This is a genomic window from Paraurantiacibacter namhicola, from assembly GCF_001687545.1.
In the GTDB taxonomy this organism is placed as follows: domain Bacteria; phylum Pseudomonadota; class Alphaproteobacteria; order Sphingomonadales; family Sphingomonadaceae; genus Paraurantiacibacter; species Paraurantiacibacter namhicola.
The window spans coordinates 2576403-2591679 of sequence record NZ_CP016545.1 but is presented as its reverse complement, the minus strand read 5'-3'; the positions used below and the strand labels follow the sequence as shown (position 1 = coordinate 2591679).

Below are 15277 nucleotides of genomic sequence, written 5' to 3'. Positions count from 1 at the left end.
TCAGAGAGCGGCGACCCGCTTGCTCAGGCGGCTCATCTTGCGAGCCACGGTATTCTTGTGCAGCACGCCGCGGGCAACACCGCGGGCGAGTTCCGGCTGGGCTGCGCGCAGGGCAGCTTTCGCTTCGTCCTGGCTGCCGCCTTCGATTGCCGTTTCCACCTTCTTGAGGAAACCACGGATGCGGCTCATGCGCGCGCCGTTGATTTCTGCGCGGCGTTCGTTGCGGCGGATACGCTTCTTGGCTTGCGGCGAATTGGCCATGTCAGTCCTTGCTTGCGGCGGGGTACGCCGCCTTCATTGTCAAATTGCGTGCTAAAACGGCAGGCAAGCCCGCCGGAAAGGCGCGCACATAGGTCGCACTCGCCGAATCGTCAAGCGGTTGCGTGCCGCGGAGCTGCCCCGGCGCATGGTCACCGCTGGCAGCGCGGGCAGTACCATGTGCTGCGCCCGCCCTGCGCCAAGCGCCGGATCACGCCGCCATCGGCGCGGTGGCAGGGTGCATCCTCACGGCCGTAGACATCGAACTGCTTGGAGAAATAGCCCAGCTCCCCGTCCGGCTGGGCATAATCGCGCAAGGTCGATCCGCCTGCCGCAATCGCCTCGGTAATGACTTCGCGGATAGCGGGCACCAGACGCTCCAGCGCGGGGCGGGAGACCTTGCCGGCTGCCTTTCGCGGATGGATGCGCGCGCGCCACAGCGCCTCGCACACATAGATATTGCCAAGGCCTGCCACCACGCGCTGGTCCAGCAGCATCAGCTTGATCGCCTGCTTGCGCCCGGCAAGCGCGGCCTTGAGGTGGGCTGCATCCAGCGCGTCGTCCAGCGGCTCGGGCCCCATCACGGCAAAGGCGGGCCAGTCCTGCAGCGCATTTGCCCGCACCATGTCGACATAGCCGAAGCGGCGCGGATCGTTCAGCGCGAAGACATGGCCGGCGGCATGCAGCACCATGTGGTCATGCTTGTCCGCGCCATCCGGGTCGATGCGCCAGCGCCCGCTCATGCCCAAGTGGAAGATAAGGGTATCGTCACGGTCCGTATGCAGCAGGCCGTATTTCGCCCGCCGCCCCAGCGAGACGATGCGCGCCCCCGTCAGCGCCTGCACCAGCCCCTGCGGGAAGGGGAAGCGCATGTCCGGCCGGTTCAGCACCACCCGGTCCAGCCGCGCCCCGTCAAGGAAGCGTGCAAGACCCCGCACGGTGGTTTCGACTTCTGGAAGCTCCGGCATCTTACTCGTCTTGCGTTTGGCCCAGCTTACTCGTCTTGCGTTTGGCCCAGCCGCCCGCACCCTCCACCCTTCCACCCGGATATTGTCCCGGTAGGCTCCGGGTGGAAGGGTGGAGGGTGCGGGCGGCGCGGCTGCTCCGATAATCCTCCCCCCTAACACCCTTTGCGCGCCGGGCAATTGCCCGTAAGGCTGCGGCCCATGAACGATACGGTTTCCTTCGGGTATGAAGAGGTCGCCCCGGAAGAGAAGACGCGGCGCGTTGGCGCGGTCTTTTCAGGCGTGGCGGCCAAGTACGATGTGATGAACGATGCCATGTCCGCCGGCATGCACCGCGTGTGGAAGGACACTTTCGTGCGCCGTGTGAAGCCGCAGCCGGGCGAGGCGATCCTCGACATGGCAGGCGGCACGGGCGACATCGCCTTCCGCATGGCAGCGCGCGGGGCGGACGTCACCGTAGCGGACATCAACCAGGAAATGCTGGATGTGGGTGTCGAACGCGCAATGGAGCGCGGGATAGATGGCCTCGTCTGGTCCAACCAGAACGCCGAAGAGCTGACCTATCCCCCGCGCGTCTTCGATGCTTACACCATCGCATTCGGCATCCGGAACGTGACCGATATCCCCAAGGCCCTGCGCGAGGCGCACCGCGTGCTGAAATATGGCGGGCGGTTCTTCTGCCTGGAGTTCAGCCAGACGGACTGGCCGGGCTTCCGCGAAGTCTACGACCTCTATTCCCACAAGCTGATGCCGCAGCTCGGCAAGGTCATTGCGGATGACGAGGACAGTTACCGCTATCTCGCCGAATCGATCCGCCGCTTCCCCAAGCCGCCGGTCTTCGAAGGCATGATCCGCGAGGCAGGCTTTGCCCGAACCCGCGTGGAAAGCATCCTGGGCGGCGCGGTCAACATCCATTCCGGGTGGAAAGTATAGGGTGACGCGCCCCTCGACGCATATCTGGCGGCTCCTGAAATGGGGCCGCACGCTGGCGAAGCATGGCGCGCTGCGCGGGATCGAGGCCGATCCCAACACGCCCTCTCCGGTCAAGCGGCTGGCCCGTATCGCGCGCTTCGGCACCTTCCAGCCGCGCGAGCCGGATTACGCCGCAGCCTTCCAAGACATCGGCCCGGCCGCCATCAAGCTGGGCCAGTCGCTCGCCACCCGTCCCGATCTGGTGGGCGATGCGGCCGCGCACAACCTGCTGAGCCTGCAGGACAGCCTGCCACCGGTGCCCTTTGCCGCCATCGAGCGCGAAGTGGCCGCCACTTTCGAGCAGCCGCTGGACACGCTGTTCAGCCATATCGATCCGGAGCCTGTGGGCGCCGCCAGCATTGCGCAGGTGCACAAGGGCGTGACGACGGACGGCACAACCGTGGCCATCAAGGTCCTGCGCCCCGGCATCCGCGAACGCTTCGCGCGCGACATTACGACTTATGAATGGGCCGCAGCGCATCTGGAGGCGCTGGGCGGGGAAGCTGCGCGCCTGCGCCCGGCACTGACCATCGCCAATTTCAAGCGCTGGACCAATCGCGAGCTGGACCTGCGGCGCGAGGCGGCCAGCGCATCCGAACTGGCAGAGGTGATGGCAGGCCATCCCGGCTATGCCATCCCCGCCATCGACTGGGACCGCACCAATGGCCGGGTGATGACCATCGAGTGGATCGACGGGGTCAAGATCAGCGACGTCGAGGCGCTGGAGGCAGCCGGGCATGACCGCAAGGAACTGGCCCGCAGGCTGGTGCTGGCCTTCCTGACGCAGGCCATCAGCGCGGGCTTCTTCCATGCCGACATGCACCAAGGGAACCTCTTCGTGCGGGCGGACGGGACCATCGTGGCGATCGATTTCGGCATCATGGGCCGGATCGACCGGCAGGCGCGGCAATGGCTGGCGGAAATTCTCTATGGCCTGACCACTGGCAATTACCGCCGCGTGGCGGAGATTCATTTCGAGGCACGCTACGTCCCCTCGCACCATTCGGTGGACGAGTTCGCAACAGCCCTGCGCGCGGTGGGCGAGCCCATGCGCGGCAAGCCGGTGAGTGAGCTGTCTGTCGGGCAGATGCTGGATGGCCTGTTTGCCATCACGCGCGATTTCGACATGCAGACACAGCCGCACCTGCTGCTGCTGCAGAAGACCATGGTGATGGTGGAAGGGATCGCCACGCAGCTCGATCCGGAAATCAACATGTGGGACGTCAGCGCGCCTTATGTGCGCAGCTGGATCCGTGACGAGCTGGGGCCGGAAGCGGCCATCGCCGACAGGATCCGTGAAGACACGCAGACCCTTCTCGGTATTCCCGATCTGGTTCGGCGGATAGAGGAGCGCTTTCCGCCCAAGGGCGGCGCGCCGGAGCCCGCTCCGCTGCCCGATGTGGAGCTGGTTTGGGAACGCCGCAAGCGCGAAGGGCGCGGCTGGCTGGGCTATACCGCTGCGGCGCTTGGCGGCGGGGCTCTGGTATGGGCGGGGAGCATGCTGGGTTGGCTGGGCTGAACGCCGGACACGCATTCGACCGTTTCGCGCGCTGGACGCCTGCCGCCTGCGCCCTTGGCGCCCTGCTGGTGGTGGCGATATCCGTCTGGGCTGTTGCCGCCAATCTTGGGTCCGGACCGCAAGAGCCGCCAGCGCAGGCAGACATCACGCCCGCTGGCGAGCCTGCCGAAGCTGTGCCGGGACAGGGGCGCGATACCGACCTTCAACTCTACGACGCCATCGCAGAGCGCGTTGCGGCCGGCGAAGATTACCACGCCGTCGCGGTGGAGGAGCAGCGCGCGCGCGACTTCCCGGTCACGCCGGGGCTGGCCGTCCGACTGCCGACGCTGGCACATCTGACTGCCGCGCTAGGCGAGACGGGCATGGGGCTTGCTGCGGTTCTGCTGGTGATTGGCCTGTTCGTCGCATGGTGGCGCAGGCTGGGCGAGGAGCCGGGCGGGGCGGACCGCAGGCCTGTCGCCCTCGCGCTGCTGGCCGTGGGCACGCTGATGGGCGCGAAGCCGGAATACCTCGCGCTGCACGAGGTTTGGGCGGGGCTGTTTTTGGCTTTGTCGCTGGCGCTGCACAGGCCGGGCCGCTGGATCGCGGCATGGCTCGCCGCTGCCGCCGCGCTGGCGATCCGCGAACATGCGCTGCCCTTTGTCCTGCTGCTGGGCGCGCTGGCGCTGTGGCGGCGCGACTGGCGCGAATTCGCTGCCTGGGCGCTGCTGGTGATGGCCTTCCTCGCTGCGCTGTGGCTGCACCTGGCGGAGGTGCAGCAGCATGTGCTGGCATCGGACAGGCCGTCGGATCCCTGGTTGGTCCTGCCCGGCATGGCGGGTCTGACGGAGAAGATCGTCGCCTCCAGCGTGTTGCACAATCTGCCCGCGCCGCTGGCGGGCCTGCTGGCGGTGCTGCCTCTGCTGGGCTGGGCTGGCTGGAAGAGCGAGCTTGGCCGCACGGCCTTCTTGCTGTTTGCCGGCTATGCGATCTTCTTCATGCTGGCCGGGCGGGAGAACAATTTCTACTGGGCGCTGGTCGTCACGCCGGCCTGGTTCGTGGGCTATGCCTTCCTGCCGATGGCGGTGAAAAGCCTTGGCCCCGGCGCGAAGCGATTTCGCAAGCAATTGGGGGCACAGGCACAGCGATGAGCGGCATTCCTGACCTTGTTTCCCGCTTCGCCGCGCTGGAGCGACCGCTGCGCCTGCTGCCGCGCTGGGCTGCGCTGGCGCTGCTGTTGGCCGTGGCCGCCGCGAGCGTGTGGAGCGTGAGCGCCGTCTCCGCCTATGACGACAGCTGGCAGTCCGATGTCGAGGTGCGCGAGGAGCGCGGCGACATGAAGGACATGGACCTTTACGAGAATATCGCGGGCCGGGTCGCAGCGGGCGAGGGCTATTACAGCGCCGCCACGGCGGAGCAGCGCGCCAACGGCTTTCCCACCAGTCCGGCGGTTACCGTGCGCCTGCCCACGCTTGCGCAAGGTGCGGCGCTGTTCGGGATAGAGGGCTGGCGCTGGATCGCGATTGCCCTGTTCTTTGCCAATATCCTGGCCTGGACCGCGCGCCTTTCGGGCCGGACGCTGCTGATCGAGCGGGTCGGCGCGGCACTGATGGTGGCGGCCTGCGGGGCGACAGCCTTCATGGACAAGGTGGGGCTGGTGCACGAGATTGTCGCGGGTCAGTTCCTCGCGCTCGCCTTCGCCCTTTATCGCCCGCATCGCTGGTGGCCGGCCCTGTTGCTGGCCGCTTGCGCGCTGGCGGTGCGCGAACTGGCCGCGCCCTTCGTGCTGCTGTGGCTGGCCTTTGCGCTGGTCCAGTGCCGCTGGAGGGAAGCGGGCGCGGTTGCGGCGCTGCTGGCGATCTTTGCCATCGGCATGGTTCTGCACGCGCAGGGCGTTGCCGCGCACCGCCTGCCGGAGGACCTGGCATCGGAAGGCTGGCAGGCCATGGGCGGCCCCGTCGTGCCGCTTTACGGGGTGCTGGGCGTGACGTTGCTGCAGACGCTGCCGGGCTGGATCGGCCCGCCGCTCGTGGTGCTCAGCCTGCTCGGATGGGCCGGGCTGGGCGGGCGCACGGGCGGCTTCGGGACGCTGTGGTTCGCAGGCTTCATGATTGCCGCCGCGCTGTTCGCCCGGCTGGAGAACTTCTACTGGCTGGCGCTGCTGGTCCCGGCCTTCGGGGCAGGGATAGCCCTCGCCCCGCGCGCGCTGATGGACCTGGTGGCGGCGCTCTTCAGGCCTTCATCGCGTGGTGCGGCAGCATCCGGCTCCCGATAAGGGCCAGCACCACGGTCAGCGCTTCCACCCCCATGGGGAACCACCAGCCTTCGTAGATGCCATCTGCCAGCAGGCTGACGAAGCGGCCGGTAAAGGCGATGCCGACCAGAGCCGCGGCCACCAGCAGCACGTCGCCCGCGCGGCGCCATGCGCCCCACATCAGCGCTCCGCCAGCCACCACGAAAAAGGCCGTCATGTCCGCCCTCAGGGTGGAGAGGCCCTGTATGCCGTCTGCGCCCATGCCGAAGCCTGCCGCTTGCTGCTCCGGCGTCAGCAGGAAACCGATGCCATTGGCGACGAACACGATGCCCAGCAGGAACAGGGCGGCGATGAGTAGCAGGCGCATGATTGTCTCTCCCGTTTGCCCACCATGTCGCAGAGCCGGGGCCGATAGGCAAAACTTAACCCTCTCCCGCCAGTACTGGCACATTGCGGGCCGCGTGCTAGTGTCCCGTTTCTGGACTGGTTTTGAGAGGGTGGGCGCGGGCCGATGGCACAGCCGAAAATCCTGCTGGTGATCGGCGGCGGCATCGCTGCCTACAAGTCGTGCGAGCTCGTGCGGCTGATCCGCAAGGGCGGGGGCGAGGTGACGTGCGTATTGACCGATGGCGGATCGCAGTTTGTCACCCCGATGAGCCTTGCCGCCCTGTCCGGCAACCAGGTGCACACCAGCCTGTGGGACCTGAAGAACGAGGCCGAGATCGGCCATATCCAGCTTTCGCGAGAGGCGGACCTGGTGGTCGTGTGCCCCGCAACGGCGGACCTCATGGCCAAGATGGCCGCTGGCATCGCGGATGACATGGGCACCACGCTTATCCTCGCCACAGACAAGCCCGTGCTGGCCGTGCCCGCCATGAATGTGCGCATGTGGGAGCATGAAGCGACGCAGCGCAATGTCGAATGGCTGCGGCAGGCAGGCGTCACCGTGATGATGCCCGATGAAGGCGCGATGGCCTGCGGCGAGTTCGGCCCCGGCCGCCTGCCCGAACCCGAAGCCGTCTGGCTGGAAATCGCCGACATGCTGGGCGTGGACCCGGGCGAAGCCGGTCCCGGGGAGATCGCCGATTATCTCGAGGCGCTGGAGCCGGAAGACGAGGAAGAATTCGAGGCCGAGGAGCCGGAAGCACCGGCAAAGTCCGGCGGCCTGTCCGGCATCCTCTCCGCGCTCATCCCGCGCTCCACCCCGCGCCGGATCGAGGAAGAGGAAACGACTTACGGCGACGATTTCGGCGGAGACTTCGAGGGCGAGGAGGAATTGCCGGCCGAGGAATGGTCCGAGGAAGAGGAAATCGCCTTCAACCCCGATCTCGGCGGCGGCCTGCTGGCGGGCAAAGGCAAGGCCAAGGCTGCCCCTCCCACCGATGCGGAGGCCATCAATCACGAGGTCAATACCAACCAGTCCGCGCCGGAGCCCTTCGAGGGCGAAGCGCCCGCCGCGCCGGTCAGCCCGGAGTGGGACCCGCTGGAAGGCCAGCCCGCTTTCGAAGCGGAACCGCAGCATCGCCCGCTTTACGGCAAGCATGTGCTGGTGACCGCCGGGCCGACGCATGAGCCGATCGATCCGGTGCGCTACATTGCCAACCGCTCCAGCGGGAAGCAGGGCTATGCCATCGCCGCCGCAGCAGCAGCGGCAGGCGCGCGGGTAACTCTGGTGAGCGGCCCGGTGACACTGGCAACGCCCCCGGGTGTCGACCGGGTGGACGTGGAAAGCGCGGAGGACATGGCCAAGGCCGTGCGCGAGGCTCTGCCCGCCGATTGCGCGGTGATGGTTGCCGCCGTCGCGGACTGGCGCGCGCGCGATTACGTGCCGGAAAAGATCAAGAAACGCGGCGCGGCGCCGCCGGCCCTGCTGCTGGAGGAAAACCCGGACATCCTGGCCACGCTGGCCTCCCGCCCGGACAAGCCGGAACTGGTCATCGGCTTTGCTGCGGAAACGAACGACGTGCTGCTCCACGCCAAGAAGAAACGCCGCAACAAGGGCGCGGACTGGATCGTGGCGAACGATGTGTCCGGCGACGTGATGGGCGGGGACGATAACACTGTCCACGTGCTTTACGATGACGGGGTGGACAGCTGGGAGCCGATGTCCAAACAGGGTGTCGCAACGAAGCTCGTCGAAAGGATTGCCGATGCCATCGGGGACCACGATACCGGTCAGGATCAAGAGGCTTGAGCATGGCCGCGGGCTGGCGCTGCCGGCCTATGCCACCGATGGCGCTGCCGGGATGGACGTGGTCAGCGCCGAAGATGTGACCCTGGCCGCAGGCGCACGCCATGCGGTCGCCACGGGCCTCAGCGTCGCTATCCCCGAGGGTTACGAGATCCAGGTCCGCCCGCGTTCCGGCCTCGCCTTCAAGCACGGCATTTCCGTGCCCAACAGCCCCGGCACGATAGATTCCGATTATCGCGGCGAGCTGAAGGTGCTGCTGATCAATCACGGCGATGCGGACTTCGCCATCGCGCGCGGTGACCGGATTGCGCAGCTCGTCCTCGCCCCTGTCACGGTGGCGACGTGGGACGAGGTGAAAGAGCTGGACGACACGGCGCGCGGCGCAGGCGGCTTCGGCTCCACCAAGGGCGCCGCGGGCCTTTAGGGCTTCGCCGCGCGCGCGAAGCACAGGCTCGCTACCACCCACATTAGGGTTAAGACCGCCAGGATGCCCCATTCCACGCCGTGCCCCGGCATCGTGGCCTCAGCCTGCAGGCCTGCGATGGACGGCACGAGCGAGAGGGCTGCGGCGATCCAGCGCATGGCATTGGCGCGCAGGCGCACGAGCGCGCTGGCCAGAATGCCGAGCAGCGTGCTGGCGGTGAACCAGATGTTCACGGCCTCGCCCTCCGCGCCGATGATGCCGACGGCCGCGTTAGACCACAGCGTCAGGAAAGCGGTGAGCGCTGCGAGGGCAATCCCGATGCGGGCGGGGCCGGGGCGACCGATGCGCATCGCGAGCTCTCCGCCCAAGCCAAGGAAGCCAAGCAGGATGGCAGCAAGGATGAAGTCGATCGCCGTCCAGGCCCATTCCCCGCTCAGCTGCATCATCAGCGCGGGCAGGGATAGAAGAGCGAGCAGCACGCCCCACATGGCGATGCGCCAGCCATTGGGCCGGGGCGCGGACTGAGTTTCGGTCAGGGTCATATTTTACATCCTTCAATGCGGTTCGGAGCCCGCCGCTTGCGCCGAAAACCACCTGAGCGGCATGAGCAATTTGTGAGGAATGGCTGAAATCCTTCCGGCGCGCCGCGCCTTGGCTTATCCAGCACCGGACATGACCGCGCCTGCCCCCGACACCTTCCGCTTCGGCGATTTCACGCTCGACACGCGCAACCGCGTGCTGTCGCGCGGCGGAAAGCCGCTGGAACTGGGCAATCGCTATTTCAATGCGCTGGTCCTGATGGTTCGCGCCGATGGTCAGCTGGTGCGCAAGGACGACTTCATGCAAGCCGTGTGGCGCGGCATCCCGGTGACGGACGAGGCGCTGACGCAGTGCATCCGCACGCTGCGCCGCGCGCTGGAGGACGATGCGGCCGCGCCGCGCTTCATCGCCACCGTGCCCAAGCATGGATACCGCTTCGTCGCCCCTGTCGAAACCGGCCTGGGCGCTGCGCCGCCTCCGGTCGCGAGGGCGGTTCACTCCTTGCCGTCAGCGGTGGCGGCGGCCTGCACCATCGCCGGCCTGCTGAGCGGACTGGTTGCGGGCGCCTTCTATGCAGTCGTTTCCGGCGGGCCGGTCATCGTGCTGGCGGCACTGGTTGCGGCGCTCGGCCTGCTGGGCGGCGGCGGGGTGGGCGCAGGCCTCTCCGCGGCGCTGGCATGGCGCGGGAGGGCGGACGTTTGGCTGGTGGCCGGCGGCGCAGCAGGCGGCATGGCCGTGGGCGCGCTTGGCAGCATGGTCTCGCGCGAAGGCGTGGGCCTGCTGACCGCGCGCGACCTGCCTCCGGTCACGGGGCTGGTCGAGGGTATCGTGCTCGGCGCGGCGACGGGCTCCGCGGTGTGGCTCGCACTCTCCGGCAGGCCTGCGCGGCTGGCCATCCCGGTGGCCGCAACCATCGGCATGGGCGCGGGCCTCCTGCTGCATCTCGCAGGCGGCGTCCTGCTTGGCGGCAGCCTGTGGGCGTTGCAGCAGGGCCTGCCGGACATCAGGTTCGACCTGCAGGCGCTGGGGCGCTTCATGGGCGATGCGCCATTCGGGCCGCGGGCGCAGCGCCTCACCGCACTGGCCGAAGCGGGCGCCTTTACCGCGTCGCTTGCGCTCGCCGCCATCCTCGCCCGAAGTCGCGCGGATCAGGCGCATGAAAAAGGCCGGCCCCCTTTCGGAGACCGGCCTTCCTCGTGATGTCGTGCTGCCGGGAGGTCAGCGGCGCTGGGCCGCCATGTCCTCTGGCTTGACCGAAATGCGGACTGTTTCGCCGGAATTGCCGGGGAAGTCCGTGAACATGGCCTCGACCAGGTTCGGAACCAGATACTGCAGGCGGTTGCTGGTGGAGGCGGCCTGCGCCTTGCCTTCGAACAGCCGCTCGCCGCTCTGTGCATCGTCGATCTTCATCGTGATGCCGCTGGTAAACACGGTGTAGCTGGTCACACGTTCACGGCCACCGAAGAACGGATCGTGCCAGCCATAGCCCCATGCGCGCGTGGGCACATAAGCCACGCGGGCGCGCCCGTCGCGGCGGCTGCGATAGACAACCGGAGTATAGCTGCGCCAGGGGCGGAAGAACGGGTCGCGATAGCCGTAGCCAGCGCCCGTGGAACGGATGCGCTCGCGGCCATTGTCGATGCCGTAATCGAAGCGGACCAGCAGGTTTGCGTCCGACGGATCGACAACCGGCGTGTAGCCCAGCTGCGACATCTCTTCGGTGACGAAGGCGGCATACTGGCTGAATTCCAGCCCGCCGGCGAGCGCCGGATCGTCCGCCACGACGGCGAAGGTCTGGCCCTGCGGTGCGGGCAGCTGCGTCTGGAAGCGCGATACATCGGCGTTGAAGCCGGTGGTGCAGGCGGCAAGGGCGCCCAGTGCCAGCGGAGCAGCGGCCAGCTTTACCTTGCGCAGAGTGGTAGTGATAAACATGACAAACCTCTTTTGCGAAACCCTGTCGGGCGCGCGCCGTTCCCCCCGGACCCGGCTTTTGCCGGCGTATTGTGGGCGCGAATCATCCCGTTGTGCAGACGGTTCTACGCCGTCGGGAATGAACTCGTTTTGAACGCGTCACTTAACATAAGTGTCGCGCAAACACAGGCAAATCAGGCGCGTGGGCCCCGCACCAGCCCCAGCGCCGCATAGGCGTTGTCCAGGGTGGGGATGGCGATTTCGCGCGCACGGGCCGCGCCGCGGGCCAGGATCGCCTCCAGCGCCTCGGTATCGGCGGACAGCTCGCGGAAGCGCGCGCCGATGGGGGCCAGCGTCTCCACCATCAGCTCGGCCAGCGCGGGCTTGAACTTGCCGAACCCCTCCCCGCCGAACTCGCGCAGGACGCCGTCCGTGTCGGTTCCGGCCAGCACGGCGTAGATGGCGACGAGGTTTGCAGCTTCCGCCCGGCCTTCCAGGCCTGCCTCCTCGGATGGCAGGACATCGGCGTCCGATTTTGCCTTCTTCACCTTCTTCAGGATCGTGTCGGCATCGTCGGCCAGATTGATGCGGCTCATCTCGCTGGGGTCGGACTTGCTCATCTTGGCCGTGCCATCGCGCAGGCTCATGATGCGCGCGGCCTCGGGCGGGATGATGGGATCGGGCAGGGTGAAGACGGGGGCGTCCTCGCTGCCGAAGTCGTTGTTGAACTTCTGCGCTATGTCGCGTGCCAGCTCCAGGTGCTGTTTCTGGTCCTCGCCCACCGGAACGTGCGTCGCCTGGTAGAGCAGCACGTCGGCGGCCTGCAGCACGGGATAGGTGAACAGGGCGATGCTGGCGCCTTCGCGGTTCTTGCCCGCCTTGTCCTTCCACTGCGTCATGCGGTTCAGCCAGCCCATGCGGCCCGTGCCGCTGAGCAGCCACTGCAATTCCGCATGCTGGGGAACCTGCGCCTGGTTGAACAGGACGGAGCGAGACGGATCGATACCGCAGGCGACAAGCGCCGCAGTCATTTCCAGCGTTCCGTCGCGCAGATCCGCCGGATCGTGCGGCATGGAAATGGCGTGCAGGTCCGCCAGGAAGAACAGGCATCCGCCGTCCTCGCCGATCTCATCCTGCATGCGCACCCAATTGCGGATCGCGCCGAGGTAATTGCCGAGATGCAAATTGCCCGTGGGCTGGATTCCGGAAACGACACGCATGGGATCAATCGGCTTTCTGTTTCTTGGTCAGGGCGGCGATGCGCTGCCGGTCTATCGCGCCGACGGCAAAGGCAACCGCAAAATAAACGATGGCGGCACACAGGACGAGGACGCCAAGCGCAAACAACCGCGCCAGCAGGCCGGCCGCGTACCAGTCGGTTAGCAAATCGCGCGCATAGAACAAGGCGGCGCCCATGGCGGCTGCGGCAACCAACTGGCGCGCGATGCGCAGCAGCAGGGCGCCCGAGATCCGGTAATAGCCGCGCCGCACCAGCACCACATAGAGGAAGCCGACATTGATCCACGCGCCTATAACGCTGGAAAAGGCCACGCCGACGACGCCGAACCGGTCCAGCAGGACCAGGTTCATGGCCACAAACACAGCCAGCGAGATGAAGGCGGCATAGACCGGCGTTTTCGTGTCTGACCTGGCATAGAAATTGGGCACCAGCACCTTCACCAGCACATAGGCTGGCAGGCCCAGCACCAGCGCTGCGAGCACATTGCCGGTGGTCGCCGCATCGGCCAGGTCGAAGCGCCCGCCCTGGAAGATCATGGTGATGAAGGGCGTGGCGCAAATGGCCATGGCCACCGCTGCGGGGATGGTCAGCAGCATGGACAGCTCAATCGCGTCTGACTGCACGCGGCTCGCGCCCTCGCGGTTATCGCTGCCCACGAAGCGCGAAAGCGTGGGCAGGATCGCGGTGCTCAGCGCTATGCCGATGATGCCCAGCGGCAGCTGGTTCAGCCGGTCGGCATAATTCATGTAACTGACCGAACCGCTTTGCAGCTGGTTGAGGAAATAGAGCTGGACCAGCGTGTTGATCTGGTACGCGCCGCCGCCGATGGCTGCGGGCAGGGCGATGATGCCCAGCCGCTTTACCTCCGGCGTCAGGCGCGGCAGGCGCAGCTTCACCTCGAAACCTTCGACCCGGACCCAGGTGTATAGCCACGCCAGCTGCATCACGCCCGCGCCCGTGACCGCCCAGGCAACGCCGTAGGCGACCTGCTCGACGCTCGCGCCTTCATCGATGGCCCGCTCGCCCAGCAGCAGGGCAGCGATCAGCACGATGTTGAGGATGATGGGGAAGCTGGCACCGGGCGCGAAACGGCTGACCGAATTCAGCATGCCGGTGAACAGCGTCACCAGGCTGACCAGCACGATGTAAGGAAACATGATCCGCGCGAAATCCACCGCCAGGGCGAATTCGGCGGGGTCCACCGGCTTGTCCGCCAGCAGCCAGATTACGCCCGGCATGGCCAGCAGCATCACCGCGCATAGCGCGATCAGCACGGGCAGGAACACGCTCAGCACATCGGCGCTGAAACTGCGCGCCTCCTCCAGCCCGGTTTCCGGATCCGTGCTGCCGTGCAGCCGCTTGGAAAACATCGGCACGAAGGCGGCCGAAAACGCGCCTTCCGCGAACAGTCGGCGGAAGACGTTGGGGATGATGAAGGCCTGGAACCACGCATCGGTGACCGCATTGGCCCCCAGCACGCGGCTGAAGATCATCTCGCGCGCCATGCCAGCGACGCGGCTGACCATTGTCAGCCCGCCGATCGTCCCGACATGCTTGAGCAGGCTCATGTCATGAACCCGTGCGCGAGTGTGCTAACGCTCAGTTCGCCGCGTCGCCCACGGGGGCTTCACCGGCTTCCTGTGCCTGCTTGGCCTGCAGCTGCTGCAGGTAAAGGCCCTGGAAGTCCACCGGGTCCAGCACCAGCGGCTGGAAACCTGCATCGCGCACCGCATTGGCGATGATGGCGCGTGCGAAGGGGAACAGGAAACGCGGCGCTTCGGCATAGGTGAAGGCGTGCTTCTGGTCGTCCGGCATGTTGCGCATGCCCACCAGCCCGCAATAGGCCAGGTCGACTATGTAAGCCGTGCCCTGCTGGCACTTGCTGGTGCAGGTGATCTTGAGTTCCACCTCGATCACTTCCTCGTTCACGTCTTTGGCCTGGATGTTGAACTGCACGTCCATTTCCGGCTGGTCGGTCCACTGGAAGCTGTCGGGCGCCTTCGGGTTCTCGACCGAAAGGTCCTTCACATACTGGCTGATGATGCCTGCAACCGGCTGCGTATCCGCGCCGTTGGCTGCCTTGGCGGCATTGTCGAGGTCGGTCAGCACGTCGCTGTCTTCGGCCATGGAATCGGTATCCTGTATCTTGCGTGTTTGTGGATTGGCCGCGCGCCTAGCACCGGTGGCCGCCGCGGGCAACGCGCATCGCATAGATGCCCCGGCAGCCAGCGCTTGTTCATTTGAAATCGCACCTTATTTCAGGCACGGTAGGAACACATCGCGTCAGGCCCCGTATTTCGGGGGCTTTTCGCACGCTTCGGGACAGAAATTCGTGATATTGGAAATCGTCATCCTCGCCGCCATCGCCGTCTTCCTCGGCCTGCGCCTGTATTCGGTGCTGGGCCGCCGGGCGGAGCATGAGGAGGAGGCCGCCGTACAGCGGTTCGAGGCCAAGCGCGAAGCAGCCGAACAGCGCGAGCGGCAGGCCGCGCAGGTGCGCGAGCGGCCCGATCTCGCCAGCACGCCGCAGGCCGAGCCCGCGCCGCGCGCGTTGGTTGGCTTCCCCCCGGCGATCGAAAAAGGCCTGCAGCAGATTTCCGGCGCCGACCGGGGCTTCGACCTCCTGTCCTTCCTCGAAGGCGCGAAGGCCGCTTATGGCATGATCCTGGAAGCCTTCTGGGAAGGCGACAAGGATACGCTGCGCGAACTGTGCGACGATGATGTCTATGCCAGCTTTGCCGGTGCCATCGATGCGCGCGACGCCGCGGGCGAGACGCTGGCCAACAAGCTGATCCGCATCGAGGACGAGACGGTCCACTCCGCTTCGCTCGACGGCAAGGTGGCCCGCATCGCCGTGCGCTTCGTATCCGATATCGCCGCCGTCACGCGCGACAAGGATGGCAATGTCATCGCTGGCTCGCTGGACGATGCCGTGGAAAGCCGCGACATCTGGACCTTCAGCCGCGATATCGGCTCGGGCGACCCGGCCTGGCTGCTCGACGAGACCGACGCAGGCTGATGCAG

At 66.7% G+C, this 15277-nt stretch carries 16 protein-coding genes; 8 read left to right on the top strand and 8 right to left on the bottom strand.

Features of this window, described 5'->3' with window-relative positions:
* Positions 1-261 carry a 30S ribosomal protein S20 gene (rpsT, locus tag A6F65_RS12625; RefSeq protein ID WP_067789569.1) on the bottom strand — a complete coding sequence of 87 codons (261 nt, stop codon included), beginning with the start codon at positions 259-261 and terminating at the stop codon, positions 1-3.
* Positions 262-410: 149 nt separating this feature from the next.
* Positions 411-1226 (bottom strand): bifunctional DNA-formamidopyrimidine glycosylase/DNA-(apurinic or apyrimidinic site) lyase, encoded by an 816-nt coding sequence (gene mutM / locus A6F65_RS12620; RefSeq protein WP_067789566.1) that lies wholly within the window; start codon positions 1224-1226, stop codon positions 411-413.
* 198 nt (positions 1227-1424) lie between these two features.
* Here mutM and A6F65_RS12615 point away from each other — a divergent pair, with 198 nt between their 5' ends.
* Genes A6F65_RS12615 through A6F65_RS12600 form a run of 4 tightly spaced genes read left to right on the top strand, consistent with a single transcriptional unit; the run spans position 1425 to position 5968 of the window.
* The gene (locus A6F65_RS12615; RefSeq protein ID WP_067789563.1) at positions 1425-2156 is read left to right on the top strand and encodes a class I SAM-dependent methyltransferase; all 732 of its coding nucleotides are present in this window, start codon (positions 1425-1427) and stop codon (positions 2154-2156) included.
* A 1-nt stretch (position 2157) separates the two neighbouring features.
* Positions 2158-3714, top strand: coding sequence for a 2-polyprenylphenol 6-hydroxylase (gene ubiB / locus A6F65_RS12610; protein WP_067789560.1), 1557 nt, complete (start codon positions 2158-2160; stop codon positions 3712-3714).
* Positions 3702-4844 carry a hypothetical protein gene (locus A6F65_RS12605; protein WP_157093143.1) on the top strand — a complete coding sequence of 381 codons (1143 nt, stop codon included), beginning with the start codon at positions 3702-3704 and terminating at the stop codon, positions 4842-4844. The genes ubiB and A6F65_RS12605 overlap by 13 nt, the downstream gene beginning before the upstream one ends.
* Positions 4841-5968: a hypothetical protein gene (locus tag A6F65_RS12600; RefSeq protein WP_067789557.1), complete on the top strand. Its 1128-nt coding sequence runs from the start codon at positions 4841-4843 to the stop codon at positions 5966-5968. Before A6F65_RS12605 ends, A6F65_RS12600 begins: the two co-directional genes overlap by 4 nt.
* On the opposite strand, the gene A6F65_RS12595 is transcribed toward A6F65_RS12600, so the two are convergent.
* Positions 5925-6314, bottom strand: coding sequence for a hypothetical protein (locus A6F65_RS12595; protein WP_067789554.1), 390 nt, complete (start codon positions 6312-6314; stop codon positions 5925-5927). The two genes, A6F65_RS12600 and A6F65_RS12595, sit on opposite strands and share 44 nt — an antisense overlap.
* Positions 6315-6458: 144 nt before the next feature.
* Between A6F65_RS12595 and A6F65_RS12590 the strand changes: the two genes are divergently transcribed.
* Positions 6459-8141 (top strand): bifunctional phosphopantothenoylcysteine decarboxylase/phosphopantothenate synthase, encoded by a 1683-nt coding sequence (locus A6F65_RS12590; protein ID WP_067789551.1) that lies wholly within the window; start codon positions 6459-6461, stop codon positions 8139-8141.
* Positions 8098-8562, top strand: coding sequence for a dUTP diphosphatase (gene dut / locus A6F65_RS12585; protein ID WP_067789548.1), 465 nt, complete (start codon positions 8098-8100; stop codon positions 8560-8562). Before A6F65_RS12590 ends, dut begins: the two co-directional genes overlap by 44 nt.
* Here the strand turns inward: dut and A6F65_RS12580 are convergent.
* Positions 8559-9104: a hypothetical protein gene (locus tag A6F65_RS12580; RefSeq protein WP_067789545.1), complete on the bottom strand. Its 546-nt coding sequence runs from the start codon at positions 9102-9104 to the stop codon at positions 8559-8561. The genes dut and A6F65_RS12580 overlap by 4 nt on opposite strands.
* Before the next feature lie 130 nt (positions 9105-9234).
* Here A6F65_RS12580 and A6F65_RS12575 point away from each other — a divergent pair, with 130 nt between their 5' ends.
* The gene (locus tag A6F65_RS12575) at positions 9235-10302 is read left to right on the top strand and encodes a winged helix-turn-helix domain-containing protein (protein WP_169817033.1); all 1068 of its coding nucleotides are present in this window, start codon (positions 9235-9237) and stop codon (positions 10300-10302) included.
* A gap of 18 nt (positions 10303-10320) precedes the next feature.
* Here A6F65_RS12575 and A6F65_RS12570 read toward each other — a convergent pair whose 3' ends face one another.
* From A6F65_RS12570 to secB, 4 genes are all read right to left on the bottom strand, one after another.
* Entirely contained in the window at positions 10321-11034 is a 714-nt protein-coding gene (locus tag A6F65_RS12570; RefSeq protein WP_067789539.1) for a DUF4136 domain-containing protein, read from the bottom strand.
* Between the two features lie 173 nt (positions 11035-11207).
* On the bottom strand, positions 11208-12233 hold the full coding sequence (trpS, locus tag A6F65_RS12565; RefSeq protein ID WP_067789534.1) for a tryptophan--tRNA ligase: 1026 nt from the start codon (positions 12231-12233) through the stop codon (positions 11208-11210).
* Positions 12234-12237: 4 nt separating this feature from the next.
* Complete coding sequence (murJ, locus tag A6F65_RS12560; RefSeq protein ID WP_067789531.1) at positions 12238-13821, bottom strand: murein biosynthesis integral membrane protein MurJ; 1584 nt, start codon at positions 13819-13821, stop codon at positions 12238-12240.
* Positions 13822-13852: 31 nt separating this feature from the next.
* On the bottom strand, positions 13853-14380 hold the full coding sequence (secB, locus tag A6F65_RS12555; protein WP_067789528.1) for a protein-export chaperone SecB: 528 nt from the start codon (positions 14378-14380) through the stop codon (positions 13853-13855).
* A gap of 205 nt (positions 14381-14585) precedes the next feature.
* Between secB and A6F65_RS12550 the strand changes: the two genes are divergently transcribed.
* Positions 14586-15272 carry a Tim44/TimA family putative adaptor protein gene (locus A6F65_RS12550; protein ID WP_067789526.1) on the top strand — a complete coding sequence of 229 codons (687 nt, stop codon included), beginning with the start codon at positions 14586-14588 and terminating at the stop codon, positions 15270-15272.
* Positions 15273-15277: the final 5 nt, after the last annotated feature.